The 26,289-nt window shown below is 72.1% G+C and carries 25 protein-coding genes, 1 pseudogene and 1 riboswitch; of the genes and pseudogenes, 17 read left to right on the forward strand and 9 right to left on the reverse strand.

The features are described from left to right. The first annotated feature begins 156 nt into the window (after window positions 1-156). The 10 genes from WA762_RS32955 to WA762_RS33000 all read left to right on the forward strand — a co-directional run bounded on the left by WA762_RS32955 (window position 157) and on the right by WA762_RS33000 (window position 10,122). Window positions 157-765 carry a CDP-alcohol phosphatidyltransferase family protein gene (locus tag WA762_RS32955; RefSeq protein WP_335941022.1) on the forward strand — a complete coding sequence of 203 codons (609 nt, stop codon included), beginning with the start codon at window positions 157-159 and terminating at the stop codon, window positions 763-765. A gap of 113 nt (window positions 766-878) precedes the next feature. Next, the gene (locus WA762_RS32960) at window positions 879-3,374 is read left to right on the forward strand and encodes a mannose-1-phosphate guanyltransferase (protein WP_335941024.1); all 2,496 of its coding nucleotides are present in this window, start codon (window positions 879-881) and stop codon (window positions 3,372-3,374) included. A 137-nt stretch (window positions 3,375-3,511) separates the two neighbouring features. Next, the gene (locus WA762_RS32965) at window positions 3,512-4,375 is read left to right on the forward strand and encodes a DUF881 domain-containing protein (protein ID WP_443080739.1); all 864 of its coding nucleotides are present in this window, start codon (window positions 3,512-3,514) and stop codon (window positions 4,373-4,375) included. Beyond that, a complete protein-coding gene (locus WA762_RS32970) occupies window positions 4,372-4,704 on the forward strand; it encodes a small basic family protein (protein WP_003970459.1) in 333 nt (110 codons plus the stop codon). The genes WA762_RS32965 and WA762_RS32970 overlap by 4 nt, the downstream gene beginning before the upstream one ends. 5 nt (window positions 4,705-4,709) lie before the next feature. Then, window positions 4,710-5,570 (forward strand): DUF881 domain-containing protein, encoded by an 861-nt coding sequence (locus tag WA762_RS32975; RefSeq protein ID WP_335941058.1) that lies wholly within the window; start codon window positions 4,710-4,712, stop codon window positions 5,568-5,570. A gap of 190 nt (window positions 5,571-5,760) precedes the next feature. Continuing rightward, window positions 5,761-6,531 carry an FHA domain-containing protein gene (locus tag WA762_RS32980; protein ID WP_335941060.1) on the forward strand — a complete coding sequence of 257 codons (771 nt, stop codon included), beginning with the start codon at window positions 5,761-5,763 and terminating at the stop codon, window positions 6,529-6,531. Between the two features lie 17 nt (window positions 6,532-6,548). Further along, window positions 6,549-7,289, forward strand: a complete 741-nt coding sequence (gene ftsR, locus WA762_RS32985) for a transcriptional regulator FtsR (RefSeq protein ID WP_335941061.1) — start codon at window positions 6,549-6,551, stop codon at window positions 7,287-7,289. A gap of 54 nt (window positions 7,290-7,343) precedes the next feature. After that, the gene (locus WA762_RS32990; RefSeq protein WP_335941063.1) at window positions 7,344-7,817 is read left to right on the forward strand and encodes a bifunctional nuclease family protein; all 474 of its coding nucleotides are present in this window, start codon (window positions 7,344-7,346) and stop codon (window positions 7,815-7,817) included. 167 nt (window positions 7,818-7,984) lie between these two features. Continuing rightward, window positions 7,985-8,602 carry a MerR family transcriptional regulator gene (locus WA762_RS32995; RefSeq protein WP_335941065.1) on the forward strand — a complete coding sequence of 206 codons (618 nt, stop codon included), beginning with the start codon at window positions 7,985-7,987 and terminating at the stop codon, window positions 8,600-8,602. A 56-nt stretch (window positions 8,603-8,658) separates the two neighbouring features. After that, a complete protein-coding gene (locus WA762_RS33000) occupies window positions 8,659-10,122 on the forward strand; it encodes a DNA polymerase IV (RefSeq protein ID WP_335941066.1) in 1,464 nt (487 codons plus the stop codon). On the opposite strand, the gene WA762_RS33005 is transcribed toward WA762_RS33000, so the two are convergent. Continuing rightward, a complete protein-coding gene (locus WA762_RS33005) occupies window positions 10,047-10,415 on the reverse strand; it encodes a PRC-barrel domain-containing protein (protein ID WP_335941067.1) in 369 nt (122 codons plus the stop codon). The genes WA762_RS33000 and WA762_RS33005 overlap by 76 nt on opposite strands. A 113-nt stretch (window positions 10,416-10,528) precedes the next feature. After that, window positions 10,529-10,625: riboswitch (glycine riboswitch) on the forward strand. Between the two features lie 195 nt (window positions 10,626-10,820). Here WA762_RS33005 and gcvP point away from each other — a divergent pair. Next, window positions 10,821-13,706 (forward strand): aminomethyl-transferring glycine dehydrogenase, encoded by a 2,886-nt coding sequence (gene gcvP, locus WA762_RS33010; protein WP_335941069.1) that lies wholly within the window; start codon window positions 10,821-10,823, stop codon window positions 13,704-13,706. Window positions 13,707-13,808: 102 nt separating this feature from the next. On the opposite strand, the gene WA762_RS33015 is transcribed toward gcvP, so the two are convergent. Then, entirely contained in the window at window positions 13,809-14,015 is a 207-nt protein-coding gene (locus WA762_RS33015) for a DUF5999 family protein (protein WP_335941070.1), read from the reverse strand. 381 nt (window positions 14,016-14,396) lie between these two features. Then, window positions 14,397-14,990, reverse strand: coding sequence for a hypothetical protein (locus tag WA762_RS33020; protein ID WP_335941071.1), 594 nt, complete (start codon window positions 14,988-14,990; stop codon window positions 14,397-14,399). Between the two features lie 480 nt (window positions 14,991-15,470). Here WA762_RS33020 and WA762_RS33025 point away from each other — a divergent pair, with 480 nt between their 5' ends. Together WA762_RS33025 and WA762_RS33030 are read left to right on the forward strand one after the other, a co-directional pair. Beyond that, window positions 15,471-16,976, forward strand: a complete 1,506-nt coding sequence (locus WA762_RS33025; RefSeq protein WP_335941073.1) for a glutamate-cysteine ligase family protein — start codon at window positions 15,471-15,473, stop codon at window positions 16,974-16,976. Between the two features lie 214 nt (window positions 16,977-17,190). Next, on the forward strand, window positions 17,191-17,970 hold the full coding sequence (locus WA762_RS33030; RefSeq protein WP_335941075.1) for a CPBP family intramembrane glutamic endopeptidase: 780 nt from the start codon (window positions 17,191-17,193) through the stop codon (window positions 17,968-17,970). Here WA762_RS33030 and WA762_RS33035 read toward each other — a convergent pair. From WA762_RS33035 to WA762_RS33050, 4 genes are all read right to left on the reverse strand, one after another. After that, the gene (locus WA762_RS33035; protein ID WP_335941077.1) at window positions 17,960-18,778 is read right to left on the reverse strand and encodes a PhzF family phenazine biosynthesis protein; all 819 of its coding nucleotides are present in this window, start codon (window positions 18,776-18,778) and stop codon (window positions 17,960-17,962) included. The genes WA762_RS33030 and WA762_RS33035 overlap by 11 nt on opposite strands. Window positions 18,779-18,891: 113 nt before the next feature. Then, on the reverse strand, window positions 18,892-19,455 hold the full coding sequence (locus WA762_RS33040; RefSeq protein WP_443080738.1) for a class I SAM-dependent methyltransferase: 564 nt from the start codon (window positions 19,453-19,455) through the stop codon (window positions 18,892-18,894). Between the two features lie 280 nt (window positions 19,456-19,735). After that, entirely contained in the window at window positions 19,736-20,692 is a 957-nt protein-coding gene (locus tag WA762_RS33045; protein WP_335941080.1) for an ankyrin repeat domain-containing protein, read from the reverse strand. A 184-nt stretch (window positions 20,693-20,876) separates the two neighbouring features. Next, window positions 20,877-21,794 carry an aminoglycoside phosphotransferase family protein gene (locus WA762_RS33050; RefSeq protein ID WP_335941083.1) on the reverse strand — a complete coding sequence of 306 codons (918 nt, stop codon included), beginning with the start codon at window positions 21,792-21,794 and terminating at the stop codon, window positions 20,877-20,879. Between the two features lie 163 nt (window positions 21,795-21,957). Between WA762_RS33050 and WA762_RS33055 the strand changes: the two genes are divergently transcribed. Then, window positions 21,958-22,581, forward strand: coding sequence for a PadR family transcriptional regulator (locus WA762_RS33055; RefSeq protein ID WP_335941085.1), 624 nt, complete (start codon window positions 21,958-21,960; stop codon window positions 22,579-22,581). Between the two features lie 185 nt (window positions 22,582-22,766). On the opposite strand, the gene WA762_RS33060 is transcribed toward WA762_RS33055, so the two are convergent. Together WA762_RS33060 and WA762_RS33065 are read right to left on the reverse strand one after the other, a co-directional pair. Beyond that, window positions 22,767-23,198 carry a type II toxin-antitoxin system Rv0910 family toxin gene (locus WA762_RS33060; RefSeq protein ID WP_335941087.1) on the reverse strand — a complete coding sequence of 144 codons (432 nt, stop codon included), beginning with the start codon at window positions 23,196-23,198 and terminating at the stop codon, window positions 22,767-22,769. 78 nt (window positions 23,199-23,276) lie between these two features. After that, on the reverse strand, window positions 23,277-23,483 hold the full coding sequence (locus WA762_RS33065) for a hypothetical protein (protein WP_335941089.1): 207 nt from the start codon (window positions 23,481-23,483) through the stop codon (window positions 23,277-23,279). A 247-nt stretch (window positions 23,484-23,730) separates the two neighbouring features. Here WA762_RS33065 and WA762_RS33070 point away from each other — a divergent pair, with 247 nt between their 5' ends. The 3 genes and pseudogenes from WA762_RS33070 to WA762_RS33080 form a co-directional block, all read left to right on the forward strand. After that, window positions 23,731-24,282, forward strand: a complete 552-nt coding sequence (locus tag WA762_RS33070; RefSeq protein WP_335941113.1) for a Clp protease N-terminal domain-containing protein — start codon at window positions 23,731-23,733, stop codon at window positions 24,280-24,282. A 207-nt stretch (window positions 24,283-24,489) separates the two neighbouring features. Beyond that, window positions 24,490-25,527 carry an EamA family transporter gene (locus WA762_RS33075; RefSeq protein WP_335941090.1) on the forward strand — a complete coding sequence of 346 codons (1,038 nt, stop codon included), beginning with the start codon at window positions 24,490-24,492 and terminating at the stop codon, window positions 25,525-25,527. A gap of 156 nt (window positions 25,528-25,683) precedes the next feature. Next, window positions 25,684-26,286: pseudogene (locus WA762_RS33080) on the forward strand (EamA family transporter); the annotation flags it as partial. Window positions 26,287-26,289 lie beyond the last annotated feature (3 nt).

A 26,289-nucleotide genomic window follows, 5' to 3' on the forward strand; every position in this document is an offset into this window, starting at 1 on the left:
ACTCTTTTTGTGGAAGCCCCGTACCGTTCTGGTACGGGGCTTCCCTGCGTTTAAGGACGCCTGCTGTCACCCCTTCACCCCTGTGCGCCCCGGCGAGACGGCTGCGGGTAGGGTCGAGGGGCATCATTCGTACGTTCTTCATCAGGAGGCCCCCGGGTGGAGGTCCAGGAGACTCGGGTTCAGACGGACCGGGTACTCACCATCCCGAACATCCTCAGCATGGCTCGCCTCGTCGGCGTTCCGCTCTTTCTGTGGCTGATTCTCCGCCCGGTATTCGGCGGCCCCCAGAGCGATGGCTGGGCCCTCCTGGTGCTGATGCTGAGCGGCGTCAGCGACTACCTCGACGGCAAGCTCGCCCGGCGATGGAACCAGATCAGCAGCCTCGGCCGGCTCCTGGACCCCGCCGCGGACCGTCTGTACATCCTCTCCACGCTCGTCGGCCTGACCTGGCGCGAGATCCTGCCGCTCTGGCTCACCGTCGTCCTGCTGGCCCGCGAACTGATGCTCCTCGTGATGGTGGGAATCCTGCGACGCCACGGCTACCCGCCGCCCCAGGTGAACTTCCTCGGGAAGGCCGCCACGTTCAACCTGATGTACGCGTTCCCCTTGTTGCTGCTCAGCGACGGAAGTGGTTGGCTTGCCTCGCTGGCCGCGATTTTCGGATGGGCGTTCGCAGGTTGGGGTACAACGCTGTATTGGTGGGCAGGGATCCTCTACGTGGTTCAGGTCCGCCGGCTCGTCAAGGCGGACGCAGCAGCCGATTGAGCCCGTTGAAGCGGTGCCGCGCAGCGTGGCCGGCCCGCCACTGGTGACCCGGATAGTGCCCCGACGGGCGAAGTCGGCCAGACCATCGTCTCTTCAAGGAGGACGATTCCGACATGAAGGCCGTCGTGATGGCCGGCGGCGAAGGCACTCGTCTTCGCCCCATGACCTCAAGCATGCCCAAGCCGCTCCTGCCGGTCGCCAACCGGCCGATCATGGAGCACGTGCTGCGGCTGCTCAAGCGACACGGGCTCAACGAAACCGTCGTCACGGTCCAATTCCTCGCCTCGCTCGTCAAGAACTACTTCGGGGACGGCGAAGAGCTCGGAATGGAGCTCAGCTACGCCAACGAGGAGAAGCCGCTCGGCACCGCCGGAAGCGTGAAGAACGCCGAGGCGGCGCTGAAGGACGACACGTTCCTCGTCATTTCCGGTGACGCGCTCACCGACTTCGACCTCACCGATCTCATCGCCTTCCACAAGGAGAAGGGCGGGCTGGTCACGGTATGCCTGACGCGGGTCCCGAACCCCCTGGAGTTCGGGATCACGATCGTCGACGAGGCGGGACAGGTCGAGCGCTTCCTGGAGAAGCCCACCTGGGGCCAGGTCTTCTCGGACACCGTCAACACCGGCATCTACGTCATGGAGCCCGAGGTGTTCGACTACGTCGAAGCCGATGTCTCCGTGGACTGGTCCGGCGACGTCTTCCCCCAGCTCATGAAGGAGGGCAAGCCCATCTACGGCTATGTCGCCGAGGGCTACTGGGAGGACGTCGGCACCCATGAGAGCTATGTGAAGGCCCAGGCCGACGTCCTGGAACGCAAGGTCGACGTCGAGATCGACGGCTTCGAGATCTCGCCCGGCGTATGGGTGGCCGAAGGCGCCGAAGTGCACCCCGACGCCGTACTGCGGGGCCCCCTCTACATCGGTGACTACGCGAAGATCGAAGCCGGAGCGGAGATCCGCGAGCACACGGTCGTCGGCTCCAACGTCGTCGTCAAAAGCGGCGCCTTCCTGCACAAGGCCGTGATCCACGACAACGTCTACATCGGCCAGCACAGCAACCTGCGCGGATGCGTCGTCGGCAAGAACACCGACGTCATGCGCGCGGCCCGGATCGAGGACGGCGCGGTCATCGGGGACGAGTGCCTGATCGGCGAGGAGTCGATCATCCAGGGCAACGTCCGCGTCTACCCCTTCAAGACCGTCGAGGCCGGGGCCTTCGTCAACACGTCGGTGATCTGGGAGTCGCGGGGACAGGCCCACCTCTTCGGCACACGGGGCGTCTCCGGCATCCTGAACGTCGAGATCACCCCGGAGCTCGCCGTCCGGCTGGCCGGGGCCTACGCCACGACCCTCAAGAAGGGCTCCACGGTCACCACGGCGCGCGACCACTCCCGTGGCGCACGCGCCCTGAAGCGAGCGGTGATCTCGGCGCTCCAGGCCAGCGCCATCGACGTACGGGACCTGGAGAACGTGCCGATGCCCGTCGCCCGCCAGCAGACCGCGCGGGGCAGCGCCGGCGGGATCATGATCCGCACCTCGCCCGGCGTGCCCGACTCGGTCGACATCATGTTCTTCGACGAGCGGGGCGCCGACCTGTCCCAGGCGCGGCAGCGGAAGCTGGACCGCGTCTACGCCCGCCAGGAATACCGCCGGGCGTTCCCCGGGGAGATCGGGGATCTGCACTTCCCGTCCAGCGTTTTCGACTCATACACCGGCTCGCTGCTGCGGAACGTGGACACCACCGGGGTCGCCGACGCCGGCCTCAAGGTCGTCGTCGACGCGTCCAACGGCAGCGCCGGCCTGGTCCTGCCCAGCCTGCTGGGCCGGCTCGGCGTGGATGCCCTGACCATCAACCCCGGCCTCGACGAGTCCCGGCCCACCGAGTCCGCCGAGACCCGACGGGCCGGACTGGTGCGGCTGGGCGAGATCGTCTCCTCGGCGGGGGCGGCGTTCGGGGTGCGGTTCGACCCCGTCGGCGAGCGGCTCTCCCTCGTCGACGAACGGGGCAGGATCGTCGAGGACGACCGGGCGCTCCTGGTGATGCTGGACCTCGTCGCGGCCGAGCGGCGCAGCGGCAGGGTGGCGCTGCCGGTGACCACGACACGGGTCGCCGAGCAGGTCGCGGCGTACCACGGCACACAGGTCGAATGGACGACGACGTCGCCCGACGACCTGACCCGGGTGGGGCGGGAGGAAGGCACCATCTTCGGAGGAGACGGCCGCGGCGGCTTCATCGTTCCCGAATTCAGCAGCGTCTTCGACGGGGCCGCGGCCTTCGTGAGACTGCTCGGGCTCATCGCCAGGACCCAGCTCACCCTCAGCAGGATCGACGCGCGCATCCCGCGCGCCCACGTCCTGCGCCGCGACCTGGCCACGCCCTGGGCGGTCAAGGGCATGGTCATGCGCCGGGTCGTCGAGGCCGCGGGGGAGCGCAGCGTCGACACCACGGACGGCGTGCGGGTCGTCGAGGCCGACGGGCGATGGGTGATGGTGCTGCCCGACCCGGCGGAGGCGCTCACCCATCTGTGGGCCGAGGGACCGGATGACGCGTCCGCGCAGGCCCTGCTGGACGAGTGGGCGGCGGTCGTGGAGAGCGCAGGTCACTGACGATGCGCCGGTGTGCCCGGGGACGTCCCGGGCACACCGGTGGGCCCATTCGGCGGTAGGGGCGGAGCCGTGCGACGATGTGCGGCATGTCGCAGCAGACCCCCGATCGGAGTACACCCGCGCGTCCCGACGCGTCCATGTCGCTGCTGACCAACGTGATGGACCACAGCCTGGACGACGGATACGCCGAGGCGGCGGCGCGTCGCAGGGCCGACGGCAGCGCGGGCCTGCCCCGCAGCCTCAGGTCGAAGCTGGGACTCGCCGCCTGCCTGGTGCTGGCCGCCCTCGTCGTCACGCTGGGCGCCGCGCAGGCGAGGGTCTCCGCGCCCGTCCTCGCCAAGGAGCGCGAGGAACTGATCGACCGCATCGACGACGAGACGGCGGCGGCCGACGCCCTGGAGGAGCAGGTCGACCGGCTCCGCGACGACGTCGGCAAACGCCAGCGCAAGGCGCTGGAGAAGCACGGCGGGGACCAGGGCGAGCTGGTCTCGCTGCTCTCCGGGGCGACACCGGTGCGGGGGCCCGGGGTGAAGCTGGTGGTCGACGACGCGAAGAACACCGAGCCGGGCGGCGGCGGACCGCGGGAGAGCAGCGGCTTCTCCGACACCGGGCGGGTGCGCGACCGGGATCTCCAGAGGGTCGTCAACGGCCTGTGGCAGTCCGGGGCCGAGGCGGTCGCGATCAACGGGCAGCGCCTGACGGCCCTCTCGGCGATCCGCGCCGCCGGTGACGCCATACTGGTCGACAACAGACCGCTCGTGCCGCCGTACACGGTGCTGGCGGTGGGGGACGGGAAGCGGCTCGCGACAGCCTTCCAGGACAGCGACGACGGCCAGTACCTGCAGGCTCTCAAGGACACCTTCGACATCCGGACCAGCCTGTCAGTGGAGAAGAAGGTGAGCCTCCCGGTCGCCCCGAGTCTGATCGTACGAACAGCACAGCCTTACCGGGCCGCAGACACCGGCGGTGGTGCGGCAGAGACAGAGAAGGGCACATCGTGATCGCCGTACTGGGCCTCGTCGTGGGAGTGGTGGTCGGACTGTTGGTCCGCCCCGAAGTGCCGGCGGTGGTCGAGCCCTACCTTCCGATCGCCGTCGTCGCCGCCCTCGACGCGGTCTTCGGCGGGCTGCGGGCCATGCTCGACGGCATTTTCGTCGACAAGGTGTTCGTCGTCTCCTTCCTGTCGAACGTCGTGGTGGCCGCGCTGATCGTCTTCCTGGGCGACAAGCTGGGCGTCGGGGCCCAGCTGTCCACCGGTGTGGTGGTCGTGCTCGGGATCCGGATCTTCTCGAACGCCGCGGCCATCCGCCGGCACGTCTTCCGGGCCTGACGCCGATGAACGACGCGGAACTCCCCGACAAGCGCGAACCGGCTGCCGAGCACGAACCGGCAGGCCAGGGCGAACCGGCCGGCCCGGGCGCCCCGGCCGGCAGCGACACCCCGGCCGACGAGCGGCCCGTCGGCGCCGGCGTGCCGCTCACCGGACGCCAGCGGCTGATCGCCGGACTCTGGCCGCCGAGGGTGACCCGGGCCCAACTCGTCGTCGCGCTCCTGCTGTTCGTCCTCGGACTCGGCCTGGCCATCCAGGTGCGCTCCACCAGCGACAACAGCGCCCTGCGCGGCGCCCGCCAGGAGGACCTGGTGCGCATCCTCGACGAGCTCGACGACCGCACACAGCGCCTGGAGGACGAGAAGCAGCGCCTGGACGCCCAGCGCACGGAACTGGAGAACAGCTCCGACCAGGCCGAGGAGGCGCGCAGACAGACCGTCGAGAAGGAGCGGCAACTCGGTATCCTCGCGGGCACGGTGGCCGCACACGGACCCGGGATCACCCTCACCGTCAACGACCCCGGCAACGGGGTCAAGGCCGACATGCTGCTGGACGCGCTCCAGGAGCTGCGCGCGGCGGGCGCCGAGGCGATCGAGGTCAACGGGGTCAGAGTGGTCGCCAACACGTACTTCTCGGGCGATGGCGGCGATGTGAGGGTCGACGGTCGTAAGATCACCGCACCGTATGTGTTCAAGGTGATCGGGAAGCCGCAGGATCTGGAACCCGCGCTCAACATCCCCGGCGGTGTGGTGCAGACACTGGAGAAGGAGCAGGCCACGGTGCATGTGGAACGGGTCGACGACATCGTCGTGGACGTCTTGCGACGGGCGCAGCGGCCTGACTACGCTCGGTCGTCGACCTCGTGAGGCCGCGACGGGGAAGGTTCGGGAAACACGTGCGGGAGGTTGCGGGGGGTCGCCGCGCCGTCATGGCGGTGCGTGGTGGAAACTGTCGAGTGGATACGGACGTTGTGAAGTTGTCCGGGTCGGCAGGTGTGTTCGTTCAGGGTTCGTCCTGCCCCACGGGCGGGTCTATTTCGGTCAAGGGGAATCGCCCGTGAAGTTGTTTGGGAAGTTGTTCGGCAAGAGCGCTCGCGACGAGGCCGCCCGCCATCGCGCGCCGCGCCACGGTCAGGCGGACGAGGCGGGCTCGCAGCGCCCGCTCTTCCGCGACGAGAGGTCCGGCCAGGGCGGTGACGGCGCGTCGTCCGCCGACTCCGCCGGTGCCGGCCGCATAGGTTCCGGAGAACCGTCGACCTCGGGTACAGGTGGAGGGTTCACCCCGAGGCAGGAGGGTGCGGCCATGGTGTGTTCGAGGTGCGGGCACCACAACACCGCGGACAGTCGTTTCTGCTCGTACTGCGGCGTGCCGCTGCGGGGCGGGATCCCCGAGCGCGCCTCGGAGACGACCTCGACCATCTCCATCTCCGGTCTGGAGGCGTACGACTCGGAGACCACCGGGCAGACGGCCCTGCCGTCGCTCTCGCCCGAGGCCCAGGCCGCCGTCGACGCCCTCCCGTCCGGCTCGGCCCTCCTGGTGGTGCGGCGCGGCCCGAACTCCGGGAGCCGTTTCCTGCTGGACGGCGAGCTGACCACGGCCGGCCGGCATCCGCAGAGCGACATCTTCCTCGACGACGTGACCGTGTCGCGTCGGCACGTGGAGTTCCGCCGGAACCCCGACGGCAGCTTCACGGTCGGCGACGTGGGCAGCCTCAACGGCACCTACGTGAACCGGGAGCGCATCGACTCCGTCGCCCTGTCCAACGGCGACGAAGTGCAGATCGGCAAGTACCGGCTGGTCTTCTACGCGAGCCAGCGGGGCGTCTGACCCGTCAGGGAAGGTCCATGCTGAGAACACCGACGGGCGGTGCCGGTCGCGGCACCGCCACCGCCGACGACCGTCCGATGAGCATCGGCACGGTGCTCCTGCAGCTGCGGGACGAGTTTCCCGAGGTCACCATCTCCAAGATCCGTTTCCTGGAGGCCGAGGGACTCGTCGAGCCGCAGCGGACCCCCTCCGGGTACCGCAAGTTCCGCGCCGCGGACGTGGAGCGACTGGCGCAGGTCCTGCGCATGCAGCGGGACCACTACCTGCCGCTGAAGGTCATCCGCGAGCATCTCGACGCGCTGGCCCGCGGCGAGCAGGTCGCGCTGCCGTCCGGAGGGCTGCGGGAGCTGTCCGACGGCGGCCCGGAGGCGGAGTCCGGGCGGGTCACGGCGGCCCGGATCGGCCGCGCCGAGCTGCTCGCGGCCGCCGAGGTCACCGAGGGCGACCTCGACGAGTGGGAGGCGTACGGTCTGGTCGCCCCGACCGCCGAGGGCGGCTACGACGCCGGGATGGTGACCGTGGCCAGGCTTGTGGCGGATCTGGGGCGATTCGGTCTGGAACCACGTCATCTGCGTGCCATGAAGGCCGCGGCGGACCGTGAGGCAGGGCTCGTCGAGCAGGTCGTCGCGCCTCTGCGCAGGCACCGGAATCCCCAGACCAGAGCACATGCGGAGGCCACCGCGAAGGAACTCGCGGAGCTGTCCGTACGGCTTCATTCCGCGCTGGTGCAGACCGCTCTGCGGGTGCGCCTCCACTGATCGCGTCTCCGCCCCGACTACCCAAACCCGGCGGGCACGTCCTAGGGTTGCTGTGTGAACGAGCTCGACGTTGTGGGTGTCCGGGTGGAGATGCCCTCCAATCAACCGATCGTTCTCCTGCGTGAAGTGGGAGGCGACCGGTTCCTCCCCATCTGGATCGGTCCTGGTGAGGCGACCGCGATCGCGTTCGCCCAGCAAGGCATGGCTCCGGCCAGGCCGCTGACTCATGACCTCTTCAAGGACGTGCTCCAGGCCGTCGGCCAGGAGCTGACCGAGGTCCGTATCACGGACCTGCGGGAAGGGGTCTTCTACGCGGAGCTGGTCTTCGCCAGCGGCGTCGAGGTGAGCGCTCGTCCCTCCGACGCCATAGCCCTCGCGCTGCGGACCGGCACGCCGATCTACGGCAGTGACGGTGTGCTGGACGACGCGGGCATCGCCATTCCGGACGAGCAGGAGGACGAGGTGGAGAAGTTCCGCGAGTTCCTCGACCAGATCTCACCGGAGGACTTCGGCACCAGCAGTCAGTAACCGTCCACGGGGCCGCCGTCAGCGCATTCGACAAGCCTTTCCCGCTCACTCGGCACGGGAAACCACCCTCAGGGTGATTATCACTCGGCGTGCCGAGTGTGGCGATCGTTGACGCACCCCGGGTGACTGCCTACCTTCGAGGTGGCAGGTCAAGGACGGAGGTCGGCGTGAGAAGCAGCGGCGACGGTACGGCAGCCGGTGGGCCGTACCCGCAGCAGGGGAGTACGCACGGCCACACCATCAGGCAGTCGGTGAAACCGGCTGCGGTGGCGGGGGGCAGCGTGACAGCGGCCGAAGAGATCGGTTACCGGGGGCCCACGGCCTGCGCCGCCGCGGGCATCACCTACCGGCAGCTCGACTACTGGGCGCGCACGGGACTGGTGGAGCCGAGTGTGCGGCCCGCGTACGGCTCGGGCACCCAGCGGCTCTACAGCTTCAGGGACGTCGTCCTGCTGAAGATCGTCAAACGGTTCCTGGACACGGGCGTCGCCCTGCAGAACATCCGCACCACGGTCCAGCACCTGCGGGCCCGCGGGTTCCAGGACCTGGAGCGGATGACGCTGATGAGCGACGGGGCCACGGTCTACGAGTGCTCCTCGCCCGACGAGGTCGTGAGCCTGCTCCAGGGCGGTCAGGGGGTCTTCGGGATCGCCGTCGGCGTGGTCTGGCACGACGTGGACGTCGCGCTGTCGCAGTTGCACGGCGAGCGGGTCGACACCGGCGAGACGCTGATCGGCAACAACCCCGCGGACGAGCTGGCGCGGCGGCGCAACCGCGCGGGCTGAGCGGGCGGTGAGCCGGGCACGGCGATTGTCAGTGCCGTAGGGCAGCATCGGTAGGTGTGAGAGCCGCGCCCACCATCCTGCATCTCGACATGGACGCCTTCTACGCCTCCGCGGAGCAGGCGGCGAAGCCCAGCCTGCGCGGCAAGCCGGTCGTGGTGGGCGGGCTCGGGCCGCGCGGGGTCGTCGCCACCGCGTCGTACGAGGCGCGGCGCTTCGGGGTGCACTCGGCGATGCCCATGGCGCAGGCGCGGCGGCTGGCGCCCAACGCGGCCTACCTGGTGCCCCGCTTCCATCTGTACCGGGCGGTCAGCGACCAGGTGATGGAGCTGCTGGGGCGGCTCTCCCCGCTGGTGGAGCCGCTCAGCCTGGACGAGGCGTTCGTCGACCTGGAGGCCGGCGGGACGGCCGACGACACGGCCTCCGCGCTGGCGATCGGGGCGGATCTGCGCGCGGTCATCAGGGCCGTCACCGGGCTCACCGGCTCGGTCGGGCTCGCGGGCTCCAAGATGCTGGCCAAGATCGCCTCCGAGCAGGCCAAGCCGGACGGCCTGAGACTCATCGAGCCGGGGACGGAGCGGGAGCTGCTGGCCCCCATGTCCGTACGGATCCTTCCCGGGGTCGGGCCCGCGACGGCCGACCATCTGCGCCGCGCCGGGATGACCGCGGTCGAGGACCTGGCCGAGGCGGGCGAGGCGGAGCTGGTGCGGCTGCTGGGGAAGGCGCACGGCGTCGCGCTGCACCGGATGGCCCTCGGCCACGACGACCGGCCCGTGGTCGCGGAACGGGACGCGAAATCGGTGTCGGTCGAGGACACCTTCGACGCCGACCTGCACGACCGGGTGCGGGTCAGGACGGAGGTGGAGCGGCTGGCCGACCGGTGCGTCCAGCGGCTGCGCGGGGCGCACCGGTCCGGGCGCACGGTGGTGCTGAAGGTGCGGCGCTACGACTTCTCCACGCTCACCCGCTCCGAGACGCTGCGCGGGCCCACGGACGACCCCGCGGTGGTCCGCGAGGCCGCCGCGCGGCTCCTGGAGGCCGTGGACACCACCGGGGGCGTGCGGCTGCTCGGCGTGGGCGTCACGGGCCTCGCCGACTACACCCAGGAGGACCTGTTCGCCCAGGCCGCCGGCGAGCGGGCCGCCGCCGGCGACGACACGGCCGGGACGGACGCGGGGGACGAGCCCGAGTCCGGCGGGGCGGCGCCCGGCGCGGCGGAGACGGCCCCGGAGACCGGCGAACGGCTCGCGGCCCGGGGCTGGGCCCCCGGCCACGACGTCCACCACGACGTCCACGGCCACGGCTGGGTGCAGGGCAGCGGGGTCGGGCGGGTCACGGTCCGTTTCGAGGCGCCCGGGTCGGCGCCCGGCCGGGTGCGGACGTTCCGGACCGACGACCCGCAGCTGCGGCCGGCCGACCCGTTGCCGCTGGTGAGCGACCCGGGGGACTACTCCTCCTGGCCGGCCAGCCGGCCGAAGTCCCGGTCCGGGGCGGCCTCGCCGGGCGAGGCGTCGAGGCCGTAGTGGCGGTACAGCTGGAGCTCCTGTTCCGGTGAGAGATGGCGGCCGACCCCGAAGTCGGGCGCGTCCTTGATCAGTGCGCGGTCGAAGGGGACGCGGAGGGTGTCCTCCACGAATTCGCTGGGTTCCAGCGGGACGAACGCGTCCCGGCTGAAGAGTCCGGTGCGTACGGCCGCCCACTCGGGCACTCCGGTCGCGTCGTCGAGGTACACCTCGTCCACGGTTCCGATCTTGGTGCCCCTGCGGTCGAACGCCTTGCGGCCGATCAGGCTGCGCGGATCGATGTCGGTCTGCACGGTCCCTCCACTGGTCGCGGCCTACTCCACAAGCACTACAGAAATGCAGAATCCGGGGGTTGGCCACTCGAGAAATCCGTCCCGGACCCCGCTGGTAGGCTGGTGACGGCCGCTGACCCCGTGCGGGAGAGCCTCCGGAATCCGTTCCGTAGGCGCCGAAGGAGCAAATCCTCCCCGGAATCTCTCAGGCCCCCGTACCGCACGGACGAGGTCACTCTGGAAAGCAGGGCGGGTTCCGTGCGGCCGGGTGCCGGTGCGGTTCCCTTCCTCACCGACGGTGAAAGCCGGTGCCCCGCGGGGGTGCGCCGGTGAAGCTCTCAGGTCGAGATGACAGAGGGGGAGGCCGTTCGGGCACCCGCGCAGGGGTGCCCCTCGCAGGTCGTGACAGACCAGGAGGCCTCCACCATGACCCCCCGTCGCACTCCGCTCTCCCAGCTGGAGCAGGGCATTCCGTTCGAGCGGCGCCACATCGGCCCCGACGCCGAGGCGCAGTCGAAGATGCTCGCCCAGGTCGGTTACGGATCGCTGGACGAGCTGACCGCGGCCGCGGTGCCCGACGTCATCAGGAGCGCCGAGGCGCTGAACCTGCCGGGCGCCCGCACCGAGGCCGAGGTCCTGGCCGAGCTGCGCGCCCTGGCCGAGCGCAACCAGGTCCTGACCCCGATGATCGGGCTCGGCTACCACGGCACGTTCACCCCGCCGGTGATCCTGCGCAACGTCATGGAGAACCCCGCCTGGTACACCGCGTACACGCCGTACCAGCCGGAGATCTCGCAGGGCCGGCTGGAGGCGCTGCTCAACTTCCAGACGATGGTCGCCGACCTCACCGGGCTGCCCACCTCCGGCGCCTCCCTGCTCGACGAGGGCACCGCGGCCGCCGAGGCGATGGCGCTCTCGCGACGGGTCGGCAAGGTCAAGAACGGCGTCTTCCTGGTCGACGCCGACGCTCTGCCGCAGACCATCGCCGTCATCGGCACCCGCGCCGAGCCGACCGGCGTGGAGGTCGTCGTCGCGGACCTCTCCGACGGCATCCCCGCCGAGTTCGCCGAGCGGGGCGTCTTCGGCGTCCTGGTGCAGTACCCCGGCGCCTCCGGCGCGGTGCGCGACCTCCGCCCCGTCATCGAGCAGGCCCACGAGCTCGGCGCGATCGTCACCGTCGCCGCCGACCTGCTGGCCCTCACGCTGCTCGCCTCGCCGGGCGAGCTGGGCGCCGACATCGCGGTCGGCACCACACAGCGCTTCGGCGTCCCGATGGGCTTCGGCGGCCCGCACGCCGGCTACATGGCCGTGCGCGAGAAGTTCGCCCGCAGCCTGCCCGGCCGCCTCGTCGGCGTCTCCGTGGACGCGGACGGCGACAAGGCGTACCGGCTGGCCCTCCAGACCCGCGAGCAGCACATCCGCCGCGAGAAGGCCACCAGCAACATCTGCACCGCCCAGGTGCTGCTCGCCGTCATGGCCGCCATGTACGCCGTCTACCACGGCCCCGACGGGCTGCGGCTGATCGCCCGGCGCACCCACCGCTACGCCGCGGTCCTCGCCGAGGGCCTGCGCGCCGCCGGCGTCGACGTGGTGACCGACAGCTACTTCGACACCCTCACCGTGCGCGTCCCGGGCCGGGCCGCCGACGTCGTGGCCGGGGCCCGCGAGCGGGGCGTCAACCTGCGGCTCGTCGACGCCGACCTCGTCTCCGTCGCCTGCGACGAGACCACCACCCGCGCGCACATCGCCGCCGTCTGGGCGGCCTTCGGCGCCGACGGCGACATCGACGCGCTGGACGACCGGGCCGCCGACGCGCTGCCCGAGGAACTGCTGCGCACCGAGGACTTCCTCACCCACCCGGTCTTCCACCAGCACCGCTCCGAGACGGCCATGCTGCGCTACCTGCGCGGGCTCGCGGACCGGGACTACGCCCTGGACCGCGGCATGATCCCGCTCGGCTCCTGCACCATGAAGCTGAACGCGACCACCGAGATGGAGCCGATCACCTGGCCCGAGTTCGGCGCGCTGCATCCCTTCGCCCCGGCCGAGCAGGCCCAGGGCTTCCTCACCCTCATCCGTGAGCTGGAGGAGCGCCTGGCGGAGGTCACCGGGTACGACACGGTGTCGATCCAGCCGAACGCGGGCTCCCAGGGCGAGTTCGCGGGCCTGCTGGCCGTCCGCGCCTACCACCGGGCCAACGGCGACGACCAGCGCACCGTCTGCCTGATCCCGTCCTCCGCGCACGGCACCAACGCCGCCAGTGCGGTGATGGCCGGGATGAAGGTCGTCGTGGTGAAGACCGCCGAGGACGGCGAGGTCGACGTCGAGGACCTGCGCGCCAAGATCGAGAAGCACCGCGACGAGCTCGCCGTGCTCATGATCACGTACCCGTCGACGCACGGCGTGTTCGAGGAGCACGTCGCGGACATCTGCGCCGAGGTGCACGACGCCGGCGGCCAGGTGTACGTGGACGGCGCCAACCTCAACGCCCTGGTCGGCCTCGCGAAGCCGGGCCGGTTCGGCGGCGACGTGTCGCACCTCAACCTGCACAAGACCTTCTGCATCCCGCACGGCGGCGGCGGCCCCGGCGTCGGCCCGGTCGGCGTGCGCGCGCACCTCGCGCCGTACCTGCCCAACCACCCGCTGCAGCCGACCGCGGGCCCCGAGACCGGGGTCGGCCCGGTCTCGGCCGCCCCGTGGGGCTCGGCCGGCATCCTGCCCATCTCCTGGGCGTACGTCCGCCTGATGGGCGGGGAGGGGCTGAAGCACGCGACGCAGGTCGCCGTGCTCGCCGCCAACTACATCGCCAAGCGGCTGGAGCCGCACTTCCCGATCCTGTACAGCGGTCCCGCGGGCCTGGTCGCCCACGAGTGCATCGTGGACCTGCGGCCGATCTCCAAGGCGACCGGCGTCAGCGTCGACGACATCGCCAAGCGGCTGATCGACTACGGCTTCCACGCGCCGACCATGTCGTTCCCGGTCGCCGGCACGCTGATGATCGAGCCGACCGAGAGCGAGAACCTCGCGGAGCTCGACCGCTTCTGCGACACGATGATCGCCATTCGCGGCGAGATCGAGAAGGTCGCCTCGGGGGAGTGGAGCGCCGAGGACAACCCGCTGCGCAACGCGCCGCACACCGCGGCGATGCTGGGCGGTGAGTGGGAGCACGGCTACAGCCGTGAGGAGGCGGTCTTCCCGGCCGGTGTCTCGGCCGTGGGCAAGTACTGGCCGCCGGTGCGCCGGATCGACGGCGCCTTCGGCGACCGCAATCTCGTCTGCTCCTGCCCGCCCCTGGACGAGTACGACAACTGACGCCCGGACGTCCGCGCCCGGACGTCCGGGGACGGCACGGGCGCGCGTCGGGGCCGGTGCGGAGGATTCCCTCCGTGCCGGCCCCCGTCTGTACCTGCCAGGTCAGGCGGCCCGCATCACCCGGTCGGTCGCCAGGGGCCGGTGGGGGGCGATGATCTGCCCGTCCGGGAGCAGCTCACCGGTGTCCTCGAAGAGCAGGACTCCGTTGCACAGCAGGCTCCAGCCCTGTTCCGGATGGTGCGCCACCAGGCGGGCGGCCTCCCGGTCGGCTGAGTCGGCGGTGGGGCAGGGCGGCTGGTGCTGGCACATGGATGGGATCTTTCGCTGCGTCGTGGTGAATGTCGTGCGGTTCGTCGAGGCGTTCATGACCGCTTCCCCCGTATCGATGGCTCCGGTCCCAGTGTTGCCCCACGGAAGCCTTTCCGCAGGGATTTCGCGGCAGCACTTCCGCCTACTCCGATGACGTGTCACCCGCCCGGACGGTTCACCGCAATTGCACTGTCCTTTCGGGTGGTTCGGGGTGGCCGGACCGGGCTAGTCCCAACGGGCGGAAGTGCGCCCCCCGGAGGCCGCGCGCCACGCTGTGCGCCGCGCCCGGAGGAAAGAAGCCCTGTGCCCCGCCACCGGGAAACGGCGGCGGGGCACAGGACCGGGGCGGAGGCGCCTTCGTCGGGCCGGCGGAACGCTTCGTCAGGCCGATGAACCGAGCAGCGGGCCGGGGCCCGGGGCGATGCGCGACGTCAGCACCCGGAGCAGGTCGGCCACCCGGTGGGCGCGGTGCGCCGCGATGCCCGGCGGCGCGGGCGCCAGCGGCACCAGCAGATCGGCGGGCGCGAGCGAGCCCTCCGACGCGTCGGCCTCGGCGTCGGCGTGCAGCCACAGCGCCAGCATGTAGAGCTCCGGGATGGACAGCAGCCGCGGCTGGTAGCGCGGGGCAGCCGTCTCGGCCTGGCGCAGGGCGAGTTCCGTCGCGGGAATGTACGGGCCCTCGAAGAAGTGCGAGAAGGCCCAGCCGTCCGGGGTGAGCACGGTGTCCGCCGCGGCGACGGCGCGCTCCGCGTCGCGGATCACGAACCGCCAGGCGGTGAGCCGGGTGGCGGGGGCGATCCCGCCCGGTCCGATCCCGTCCAGCACATGGACGGGGAGCGGCAGTTCGGGGCTCAGCGGCCCCTGGGCGGACCGGAGAGCGGGCGTTCGGGCCTCGCGGACCGCGGTGGGGGAGCCGAGTGCCGCGAGAACGCTGCGCAGAGCGGGCGCGGGGGCCGGGGGAACATGCAGCGGCATGGTGGGTCGCCTCTCACTCAAGAGACAGGGTGATGCGTGGGCGGGTGCAGACGACGCTGTCGGCGTACGGGGCCGGAGGAGGCCGGCGACGCACCGGTGCGTCAACTCTCTGCCACGTCAGCAAAGTTTATACGACAGGTGTTCACGCAGTGTTTCCCCTAGCCGTCGCCGGTATTGCCGACAAGACGTCATCAGGACTTTATTATGCGATGTTTCTGATGATTTGCCGTCGGCGGCGCAGTCGTCGCCAGCGGTTTTCTCCGGGCGCGGACGGCTGAAACGCCACCTACTATTGCCGCGCCCCGGCCACGGAAACCCTACACCGCGTCATGCCGAGGGAATGTGCCTCCGGCCGCCGCTCACAGGCTACCGGGTGCGCGGAGTTCGCGAGGGAGTTAGGGATCACCGGCCTGGGCATATTCGACCCGTGACGCGAGCGGCCTGGGCCGCGGGCTGCCCAATTGAGGGAAGGACACTTCGATGGGGGAGAAGGTCGTTGCGGGCGCCTTTGACCTGTCCGATCGGCAGAGGTACCGGAGGAAGCTCCACCGGTGTCTGGAGGGGTTGGAGCGGCTGCTCGCGGAGGGCAGGTTCGATCGTCCCCGCAACCTCATGGGCATGGAGATCGAGCTGAATCTGGCAGGCTCCGACGGCATGCCGAAGATGATGAACGGGGAGGTTCTCCAGCGCATCGCGAGCCGTGATTTCCAGACCGAACTCGGCATGTTCAATTTGGAAGTGAACATAGTTCCGCACCCTCTGGGAGGTCGCGTTTTCGACCAGCTGGCCGAAGAGCTCAGAACCGGACTCGGATATGCCCACCGAAAGGCGGGCGAAGTCGATGCCGGGATCGTGATGATCGGAATTCTGCCGACTCTGGAGCGTTCGGATCTCGTGGCGTCGAACCTCTCGGACGCGGACCGCTACACCCTGCTGAACGATCAGATAGTGGCCGCGCGGGGCGAGGATTTCTCCCTCGATATCCACGGGGTGGAGCACCTGGTCTCCACGTCGTCCTCGATCACCCCCGAGGCGGCCTGCACCTCGGTCCAGTTGCACCTCCAGGTGACCCCGGCCCGCTTCGCCGCCGTGTGGAACGCGGCCCAGGCCGTCGCCGGGGTGCAGATAGCGCTCGGCGCCAACTCCCCGTTCCTGTTCGGCCGGGAGCTGTGGCGCGAATCGAGGCCGCCGCTCTTCCAGCAGGCCACCGACACCAGGCCGCCGGAGCTCCGCAACCAGGGCGTGCGGCCCCGGACCTGGTTCGGCGAGCGCTGGGTGGGATCGGCGTACGAGCTCTTCGAGGAGAACCTGCGCTACTACCCCCCGCTGCTGCCGATCTGCGGCGACGAGGACCCGCTGGCGGTACTCGACGCGGGCGGGGCGCCCGGGCTCCAGGAACTCGCGCTCCACAACGGCACCGTCTACCGCTGGAACCGGCCGGTGTACGGGGTGGCCGACGGCGTGCCCCATCTGCGGGTGGAGAACCGGGTCCTGCCCGCCGGCCCCACCGTGACCGATGTGATCGCCAACGCCGCGTTCTACTACGGGCTGGTGCGGGCCCTCGCCGACGCGCCCCGTCCGGTCTGGACCCGGCTCCCGTTCGAGGCGGCGGCGGAGAACTTCGACGCCGCCTGCCGCCACGGCATCGACGCGGAACTGCTCTGGCCGCGCTCCGGCAGGTCGGGCGGGCCGGTCCGGACACCGGCCGTCACGCTCGTGCGGGACGAGCTGCTGCCGCTGGCCGCCGCCGGGCTCGACGCCTGGCACATCGCGCCCGCGGACCGCGACCGCTATCTCGGCGTCATCGAGGGACGCTGCCGACGGCGGGTGAACGGGGCTTCCTGGCAGGCGGACACCTATCACCGGGCACGGGAGGCGGGGCTCGCGCGGCACGCGGCCCTGGCCGCGACCACCCGCAGATACGCCGAACTCATGCACAGCGGCGAGCCGGTGCACCGCTGGCCCACGGGCGCCCCCCGGCCCTGACCCCTCGCCCCCCGGGCCGTCGCACATCCGGCCCCTCGCCCCGGCCCGTCGTCGTCCGCGCCGCGCCGCGCCGCGCGGGGCATGGGGCGGCGGAGCGGGCCCCCGCGGCCACCGGCGCGTCACCGGTACGGCAAGCTGTGACCTCTCAAAGGGGCCGCCTCGCCGGGGACGACGGGACGGCCTCAAGGCAGATGTACAGGTGGAGGCGGGGCGTATGGCGGATTCTCTCCCTCAGGAGGCGCTGTCGCGGCGGGTCCTGCGGTCCGAGACGGTACTGGTGCTGGCTCTCTCGCTGGGCGCGAGCGGAGTGTCCGCCCTGATCAGCTTCGTCGGATCGCTGACGAAACCCGGGGGTCTGAAACACCAGGCCGTCACGCTCCACAGCTCGCACGCGCCGGGCCGCCCCTGGCTGGACCTGGCCTGGCAGCTCTTCGGGATCGCCACGGTCCTGGTGCCCGTCGCGCTCGTCGCCCATCTGCTGCTCAGGGAGGGCGCCGGGCTGCGCGCCATCGGCTTCGACCGACAGCAGCCCTGGAGGGATCTGGGGCGCGGCACGGCGGTCGCGGCGGGCATCGGCAGCGCCGGGCTCGCCTTCTACCTGGCGTCGCGCGCCGCCGGTTTCAATCTCACCGTGGTCGCGGAGTCGCTGCCCGACGTCTGGTGGAAGTTCCCGGTCCTCGTCCTGTCGGCGGTGCAGAACTCCGTGCTGGAGGAGGTGATCGTCGTCGGCTATCTCCTGCGCAGGCTGGGGCAGTTGGGGTGGTCCCCGACGGCGGCGCTGGCGGCGAGCTCGGTGCTGCGCGGTTCGTACCACCTGTACCAGGGGATCGGCGGGTTCATCGGAAACCTGGTGATGGGCGTGGTCTTCGTGCTGCTGTACCGGCGCTGGGGGCGGGTGGGCCCGCTGGTGGCGGCGCATACCCTGCTCGACATCGGGGCGTTCGTCGGGTACGCGCTGCTGGCGGGGAAGGTGGGCTGGCTGCCTACATCGTGAGCAGTTCGCCGTCGACGACCGTCACGGCGGTGCCGGTCAGCAGTGTGCGGTCGCCGCGCAGGGAGGTGCGGACCAGGCCGGGCCGGGCGGAGACCTGGAGCCCGGTCAGTTCGTCACGGCCGAGGCGGGCCGCCCAGAAGGGGGCCAGCGCGGTGTGGGCGCTGCCGGTCACCGGGTCCTCGTCGATCCCGACGTTGGGGAAGAAACCGCGGGAGACGAAGTCGTGGCCGCCGGCGGGGTCCTCGGCGGCGGCCGTGGCGATGACGCCCCGCGGGGAGACCCGGGCCAGCGCCGTGAAGTCCGGCGCCAGTGCCCGCACCGTCGCCTCGTCGGCGAGTTCGACGAGCAGATCGCCGATCCGCGGGCCGGTGTGGTGGACGGAGAGCGGCTCCGCGCCCAGCGCGGACGCCAGCCCGGGCGGGGCGGTCGTGGGGGTGAGCGGGGCGGTGGGGAAGTCGAGCGTGATCGCGCCGTCCGGGCGGGCGGTCGCGGCGAGGACGCCGCACCGGGCGGCGAAGCGCATCGTTCCGGCGGCAGCTCCGGTGCGGTGCAGGACATGGGCGGCGGCCAGAGTGGCGTGCCCGCACATGTCGACCTCGGTGGTCGGGGTGAACCAGCGCAGTTCCCAGTCGACGGGCCCGCCCGGCGCCGCCGGGCGCACGAACGCGGTCTCGGAGAGATTCATCTCCCTGGCGATCCGCTGGAACAGCGCGTCGTCGGCCGCCGCCTCGGCGTCCAGCAGGACGACCGCTGCGGGGTTGCCGGTGAAGGGGCGGTCGGTGAACGTGTCGACGACTCGGACTCTCATGGCGCGACCGTACGGGACGCGGCGAGGCGTCGGCCAAGGCCAATTCCGGGTCGCTGGACCGGAAGATCGGCCGGCCGGCCGCCGGGGGCGCCGTCCCCGACGGGGACCGGGCGTCACTGGCGGCGGGGTGCTCGGGCCAGGAACGTGGCGACCGTCCGTTTCGCTCTGCCGACCCGCTGCTGGGTGAGCCGCGCGGAGACGGCGAGCCCCGCCCGCTCCAACAGCTCGGCGATGCGGTCCGCCGGCAGCAGGTGCGTCTCGTACGACACCGGATGACCGCCGTACGCCCGTGCCGGCCGCAGACGTTCGCCGTCGCCCACGTATCCGGCCGGCATCAGGCGGCCGCCCGGTGCGAGGGCGCGACGGAATTCGGTGAAGGCAGTCGGCAGCAGATCCGGCGGCAGGTGGTGGGTGGAGTAGTACGCCAGGATCCCGCCGAGCCCGCCGTCCCGGAGGGGCAGCGCGGTCATCGATCCCACGGCGAAGCCCGGCCCCGGATGCGCCCGCCCGGCGAGCTCGACCCTCCTCGGCGACAGATCGACGCCGAAGACGGGCACGCCCAGCTCCGCCAGATGCGCCGTGATCAGGCCGGGGCCGCATCCCAGGTCCGCGACCGGCGCACGGCTGCCCGCCGCCCGCACGGTCTCGGCGAACGCGGCCAGTGCCGCCCGCGACAAGATGGAGTTCCGCCGGTCGTTTGACGAGCCAGATTGTCGGCGGCGGACGGTGTCGTACGAGTCCCGGATCGCGTCGAGGCAGGAGGGACCGGTCACCCGGCGACTCTACGGACCGTCCGCGATCCGGGGCGGGCGAGGCCGGGGAGGCCGGAGGCACGTGATGCTCGCGTGCTGCTTCCGGTGCTTCGCCCCGCCCGGGCGACTGCGCGACGCTCCGGCCCGGGTGCGGTCCCGGGCGCGGCGGCTCCGGTTCCACCCGGCGGGCCCGTTCCGACCGGGGTCAGTCGTCCCAGCAGTCGCGTCGCGGCAGCCGGACCCACCGGTCCGGGGGCCCGACGACCGCGCGCGCGTCGGCCGGGCGCAGCCCCGCGAAGGAGCACGAGTAGGCCACGGCGTTGCCCTGGTAGAGGTACGAGGCAAGGACTTCCTCGGAGCTGTCGCCTTCGTCCGGACCGCCGCCCGGGTGCAGGTCCCGGCCTTCGACGGACCCGTCGCGGGCGATGCTGCCCTGGTCGCCGCTCTTGGGGTTGGCGTACAGGCCGTAGCAGACGGTCCCGGCGGACAGCCGGGTCAGCACGCCGGGCATCTGCGGCGCGTACCCCCACGGCTGGGTCACCACGCAACCGCCCGGCACGGAGGTCACGCCGATGATCTCCGGGTTCTCGTCCATGCCGTGCGCCCGGGGACCGGCCGGCAGCTCGTCGACGTCCTCCTGCCGCGCGGGCGTCGCCGCCAGGCGGCGTATCGCCTCGGCCGCGTCGATGCCGGCTACGCAGGCCAGGCCCGTGCCGTCGTGGAAGAAGTCGCCCAGTGCCGCGATGAGCCGAGCGGCCTCCTCGGCCGCGGCGCGCTCCGCACCGGTCAGGCGCTCGCCGTCCGGCACGGCGAACAGGGCCGGCGTCGGTCCGGCGAGGCTCAGCCGCCCCGGCGACCAGCCGCCGATCGACCGCCGCCACGGGTCGGCGCCCGCGTCGGCGAGAGCCCGTGCGTTGTCAGGCCTTCCGGATACGACGGCTTCCCACAACGCCGTCACTCCGTCCTCCGTTGTGTCCACGTCCGCGACCCGCCGGGCCAGTTCCGCGACCACCTCCGGGGAGGCGAGCGTCGCCGCGCGGTGCAGCAGCCGCTCCACGCTCCAGCCCTCCGGGAGGGCGTCCTGATCGAGCCGTCGGCGGACGCCGTCGACGTCCGTCCAGTCCCACTCCCTACGGGATCCGCTCTTGCGCTGCGCTGCCACCCTGCCCCCTTCGGCGATGCCCGCGGTTCGGTCCGAGCCCCTCGTGCCGACACGTTCGCACACGGGTCCGACAACGTCGATCCACCGGGCCCGAGGGATTCCGGCGGGGCCCATGTGATCGCGGCGGCGGGGAACGCGTTCGTCGTTGCGACTCGAGGGCCGCAGGCGTGAACACGGACGTGAATCAGCGGCGGGCCGTTGCGATGAGGCGTCGCAGCGAGGCGTGGGCGGGCGGGCCCCAGGTGCGCTTGCCGCCCGGACGGCCGTGGACGCCCGCATCTCCGATGAAGACGCAGGCGAGGGCCTTCAGCACCGCCCAGCCACGGGCACGGCGAAGGGTCGCCGGGTCCGGGACCGGCTGACAGGCGGCGTGGAAGCGGTCGGCGGCGCCGTCCGGCAGCAGTATCCACGCGGCGGCGAGGTCGCAGGCCGGATCGCCCGCGCAGAGGTCGCCGAAGTCGATCACGCCGCAGAAAGTGCCGTTCTCGGTCAGGACGTTGGCCGGATGCAGGTCGCCGTGCAGCCACAGCGCCGGCCCCGACCAGCCGGGCGCGGCGACGGCGTCCTCCCAGACGACGCGGACGGCGTCCGGGTCGGGGAGAAGTCCCTGTTCGGTGGCCGAGCCGAGCGCCTGGGCGAACGGCTCGGCGTGGTCGGCCAGCGGACCCCCGCGGTCGCGGCCGGTCGGCGCCCCTCCGGGGGCGGGCCGGTGAAGAGCGGTCAGGAAGTCGGCCAGGGCGTCGGCCGCCTCCGCGGCGCGCGTGGCGGGGGCGCGGTCGGCTGGTGTGCCCGGCACCCAGGTGGTGACGATCCAGGGGCGCGGAAACCGCTCGGAGGGCTCGCCCATGCGCTGCGGGACGGGAACCGGAAGGGGCAGGCGCGGCGCGAGACCGGGCAGCCAGGCGTGCTCCTTGCGCAGCAGCGCGTCCGCCGACCGCGTCGCCCAGGGCAGCCGGACGGCGAGGTCGTCGCCGAGCCGCCACAGCTGGTTGTCCCAGCCACGCGCACCCAGCGTCACAGGGCGATCGGCCAGGTCGGGGTGCTGGTCGCGCAGCAGATCCCGGACCAGCTCCGCGGTGATCTCGATCTCGGTGTGGGCCATGCGGAGCCACGATAGCCGGACGGCGGCCGGCCGTTCGCGGGATTGGAACCCGGGAGACAGGACCCGGACCTCGGACCGCCGCGCGGGAAGGGGTTTACCGAGCGAGCTATTCCGATATATCGTTGATGTGTCACGATGGGTCAATGCAGAGGGGAGCGCGAGGATGCGTTCGCAGGGATACGAGCACGAGCAGGGGCGCGGCCGCGGTCACGGCCATGGGCGGCGGGGGCCCGGCCGTCCGGGGTGGGGCGACTTCGAGGGGCGGCGGGCCTTCGGGCCGTTCGGTCCGCCGTTCGGCGGCGGCCCCTTCGGCGGCGGGCGCGGCCGGGGCGGCGGTGGCCGGGGGAGGGCGCGCCGCGGTGATGTGCGCGCGTCGATTCTGGCGCTGCTGAAGGACCGGCCGATGCACGGGTACGAGATGATCCAGGAGATCGGCGAGCGGAGCGGCGGGGCCTGGCGGCCCAGCCCGGGCTCGGTCTACCCCACCCTTCAGCTGCTGGAGGACGAGGGCCTGATCGTCAGCGCGAGCGAGGGCGGAAAGAAGCTGTTCACGCTCACCGAGGCGGGCCGCGCCGAGGCCGAGTCGGGTCCCGAGGCGCCCTGGGAGGAGGCCGGGCGCGGGGTCGACTGGGAGAGCGTCAACGAGATACGGCAGGCCGGCTTCGGTCTGATGGAGGCGTTCGGCCAGGTCTGGAAGACCGGCTCGGCGGATCAGCGCCAGAAGGCGCTCGCCGTCGTCAACGACGCGCGCAAGAGGCTGTATCTGATTCTCGCCGACGAGCGCTGAGCCCGTGGCGGGGCGGCGGAAGGGTCTCGTGGCGGGGTGCGAGGCCCTTCCGTCGTCCGTGCCGGGTTCCGGGGCCGTCCGGGCGCGGAGTTCCCGTGGTGCTCCGGCGCGCCGAGAGGTTCCCGTGGGTCGAGAGGTTCCCGTGAGCCCAGAGGATTCCCGACGGGTCCGTGCGGGCCGCCGGTTCAGCCGGTGACGAGGCCGTCCAGCCGGTTCAGCGACTCGACGAGCGCGGCGGTCGCCGAGTCCTTGAGCTTGCCCGCCATCAGGGAGACCGCGGCGCCGGTGAACTCGCCGTCGATGCGGACCGTCGTCGCGTCCCCGTCGGGCGTCAGGGAGTAGCGCATGGCCAGGTTGACCCCCATCGGCCCCTTGCCCCGCGTGGTCAGCAGGCGTTCGGCCTCCAGTTCCGCCACCGTCCAGGTCACCTCGGCGGGGAAGCCCATGAGCTTCATGTTCTCCTCGTAGGCGGCCCCGGGTTCCAGCACGGCCGGGCCGCCCTTCGGGAAGCTCGTGTGGGTGGCGTTCCACCGGCCGTACGCGGTGAAGTCCGTCAGCTGGGCCCAGACCTTCCCGGTCGGAGCCCCGATGCGTGCCTCTGCGCTGACCTCGGCCATGCGACCACCCCTTCTCGGCGGGTTACGGTGTCGCGGAACGTAGCCGCAGCGGCGCGAACATTCAATACTGATGAACCGTCAGGTGTGGCGGTCCGTGCCGCGCTCCTCGCCCGCCCGCCAGATCGACGCGGCGTCGAACCGGTCGGAGGCGCGCGGGTGCGGGCCGTCGTCGTGGCAGTGGAACGCCGACCAGAACAGATCGGCGCGCAGCGCGTCCGCCGGTGCGTGGATCCAGTACACGTACTCCCGTCCGTCGAGCGCCGGCAGGGCGACCAGCCAGGACACGTCCGCAGCCCCCTTTCCGTCGTCCGTTCGATCGTCGTCGCCTGTGGGACGTGCCGGAGCGGCTCATGGTTGCCCCGGAAGGCGCGAGGCAAGGCGGCGCGCGCGACTCTTTCCGACCCGGTTCCGAAGTGGCGAGATCTCATCCGTAAGGAGGAGGAACCGGTCGGGCGTGCCCAACTTGCGTGGGATGCCGTAATGAGTCGCTCCGCCGATGACTTCGCGCCAGGGGACTGATGGGGTGAGAGGTGTGCAAAACCGGACGCCGCAGATCCCTCAGCAGCCCGCAGCGAACCGCGCCGGCCTCGACACCGGACTCACGGTGGAACTGGCCGCCGTGGTGACGGGCGCCCGCAGACGCGCGCTGCGCGACGGCGACCGGCACATCGACACGGCGCATCTGCTGCACTCCCTCATCGAATCGGACCCCGAGGTGCGAGCGGCGTTCGACGAGGGCCCGCAACTGGCCAAGGTGCTCGGCTACCTCGTGCAGCGGAGCATCGGATACGGGCTCCGCTGGCAGGGCTCGGTGGAGGACTCGGGCGCCGTTCCGGTCGTCTCCGTCCGCGAGTCGCGCCCCCGTGACACCGGGGTCGAGGGCTGGTCGCCCTCGGCCGCCGCGGCGATGGCGGAGGCCCACGGACGGGCCGGGCGGCGGGGTGACGAGCGGGCCGGCGGGCTCGACCTGCTCGCCGCCCTGGCCACGGACCACGAGTGCCGGGCCGTCGAGGTGCTGACGCGCGCCGGAGTCGACCCCCGGCGGCTCGCGGCCCGCGTCACCCGGGCGGCGGACCGGGGCTGACCGGCGGCCCACGCGGTTCGCCCGGCATCGGGGCGGCCCTCCTCCGCTCCTTCCCGTGCTGCTCCCGTGTTCCTCCGCCGCCTTCGCGTGGCCGCTCCCGGCCGGCACGCGCGGTCGTCGGCCCCGGCCGGGACGGAGCCGTCGGGCGGACTCGTGTCAGGCGTCACCGGGGTGACGCTGCTGACGGCGGCCTGCCATGATGTGCCGATGCACGTGGCTCGGGGAAGAAACGGCCTGGGACTGGCCCTGGTCTCGGCGTTCGCGTTCGGCGGTTCGGGGGTGGCGGCCAAACCGCTCATCGAGGCGGGCGTCGATCCGCTGCATGTGGTCTGGCTGCGGGTGGCGGGCGCCGCCCTGGTCATGCTGCCCGTCGCCTGGCGCCACCGCGCACTGGTGCGCGGCCGGCCGGTGCTCCTGATCGGGTTCGGACTGCTGGCCGTCGCGGGTGTGCAGGCCTGTTACTTCGCCGCGATCTCCCGCATCCCCGTCGGGGTGGCGCTGCTGGTCGAGTATCTGGCGCCCGCGCTGGTCCTCGGCTGGGTCCGGTTCGTCCAGCGACGGCATGTGACCCGGAGGGCCGCGGTCGGCGTGGTGCTCGCCGTCGGAGGGCTGGCCTGCGTGGTCGAGGTCTGGGCGGGGCTGAGCTTCGACGCCGTCGGACTGCTGCTCGCGCTCGGCGCCGCCTGCTGCCAGGTGGGCTACTTCGTCCTGTCGGACCAGGGGAGCCAGGACCGGCGGAGCGGGGCGACGACCCCGGACGCGCAACCGCCGAACCCGGTCGGCGTCATCGCGTACGGGCTGCTGATCGGCGCCATCGTCCTCACCGCGGTCGCGCGGCCGTGGCACATGGACTGGTCGGTCCTCGGCGGCGGCGTCGCCATGGACGGCACGGACGTCCCGGCCTGGGCGCTGCTGGTCTGGATCGTGCTGGTCGCCACCGTGCTCGCCTACGCCAGCGGGGTGGTCTCGGTGCGGCTGCTCTCCCCGGCGGTGGCGGGCGTCGTCGCCTGCCTGGAGGCGGTCATCGCCACCGTGCTGGCCTGGGTGATGCTCGGCGAGCACCTGTCCGCGCCCCAGCTCATCGGCGGTGCCGTGGTCCTGGCGGGTTCCCTGATCGCGCAGTCGGCCACCCCCGCGACGCCCTCCGGGCCGGTCGCCTCCGGGCCCGGCGACGGAGGCGCGGCGGGCGGGTCGACGGACTCCGCCACCGAGGCGCGGTTGCCCGCAGGCCCCGCCACGCCCTAGGTGTGTTGCCCCGGGACGTTGGTGACACGCGTGCTGGGTTCTTGAAATGGGTGAGGGCCTTCTGGCTCGGTGTGGATTACGACATCTGCACCGATCCGAGGAGGCCCTCGTGCCCACCGTAACGCCCCGCTGACCGAGACCGGTCGGCTTCGTCTGGCCCGCTGTGTCGAGGGGGAGCGGCTGGGACGCGGCGGACTCGCCGCGGTGGCGGGCGCCCTCGCCGGACTGGCGGTCATGGTCCTCGGGGACGCCGGGGCGACCGTGCGGCCCGCCGGGGTCGCTCTGGCGCTGCTCTCCGCGGCCGGCTACGCCACGATCAACCTGCTGCCCCGGTGGCTGGGGCGGGACGGCGCGCCCGCCGACCCGCTCGCCGCCAGCGCCTGGGCCTTCGGGACCGGCTCGGTCGTCCTGCTGCCGATGGCCGCGGCCGAAGGTCTCGTACCGCACACCGGGCGGGCGGCGGAGGTGCTGATCCTGCTGGTGTACGTGGCGGCCGTGCCGACCGCGCTCGCCTACACGCTCTACTTCGCGGGCGTCGTCGGGGTGCGCGCGGCGACCGTGTCCGTGATCATGCTGCTCGAACCGCTCGCCGCCGCGGCCATCGCCGTGACCGTGCTCCACGAGCGGCTCACCGCGTCCACCGTCGTCGGCTCGGCGCTCCTCCTCGCGGCCGTGGCGGGGCCGGCCGTCGCCGAGGCGCGCGGCGCCGCGCGCCCGTTCAGGACCGGGGACGGGCCGGGCCGGCGGGCGTCCGCCTGACCG

It is taken from the genome of Streptomyces tyrfis, assembly GCF_037034285.1.
GTDB lineage: Bacteria > Actinomycetota > Actinomycetes > Streptomycetales > Streptomycetaceae > Streptomyces.

Coding starts and splice junctions, on each gene's coding strand:
- WA762_RS32960 (WP_335941024.1), top strand. CDS start 879: ATGAAGGCCGTCGTGATGGCCGGCGGCGAAGGCACTCGTCTTCGCCCC.
- WA762_RS32965 (WP_443080739.1), top strand. CDS start 3,512: ATGTCGCTGCTGACCAACGTGATGGACCACAGCCTGGACGACGGATAC.
- WA762_RS32975 (WP_335941058.1), top strand. CDS start 4,710: ATGAACGACGCGGAACTCCCCGACAAGCGCGAACCGGCTGCCGAGCAC.
- ftsR (WP_335941061.1), top strand. CDS start 6,549: ATGCTGAGAACACCGACGGGCGGTGCCGGTCGCGGCACCGCCACCGCC.
- gcvP (WP_335941069.1), top strand. CDS start 10,821: ATGACCCCCCGTCGCACTCCGCTCTCCCAGCTGGAGCAGGGCATTCCG.
- WA762_RS33015 (WP_335941070.1), bottom strand. CDS start 14,015: ATGTGCCAGCACCAGCCGCCCTGCCCCACCGCCGACTCAGCCGACCGG.
- WA762_RS33020 (WP_335941071.1), bottom strand. CDS start 14,990: ATGCCGCTGCATGTTCCCCCGGCCCCCGCGCCCGCTCTGCGCAGCGTT.
- WA762_RS33025 (WP_335941073.1), top strand. CDS start 15,471: ATGGGGGAGAAGGTCGTTGCGGGCGCCTTTGACCTGTCCGATCGGCAG.
- WA762_RS33030 (WP_335941075.1), top strand. CDS start 17,191: ATGGCGGATTCTCTCCCTCAGGAGGCGCTGTCGCGGCGGGTCCTGCGG.
- WA762_RS33035 (WP_335941077.1), bottom strand. CDS start 18,778: ATGAGAGTCCGAGTCGTCGACACGTTCACCGACCGCCCCTTCACCGGC.
- WA762_RS33050 (WP_335941083.1), bottom strand. CDS start 21,794: ATGGCCCACACCGAGATCGAGATCACCGCGGAGCTGGTCCGGGATCTG.
- WA762_RS33055 (WP_335941085.1), top strand. CDS start 21,958: ATGCGTTCGCAGGGATACGAGCACGAGCAGGGGCGCGGCCGCGGTCAC.
- WA762_RS33060 (WP_335941087.1), bottom strand. CDS start 23,198: ATGGCCGAGGTCAGCGCAGAGGCACGCATCGGGGCTCCGACCGGGAAG.
- WA762_RS33075 (WP_335941090.1), top strand. CDS start 24,490: ATGCACGTGGCTCGGGGAAGAAACGGCCTGGGACTGGCCCTGGTCTCG.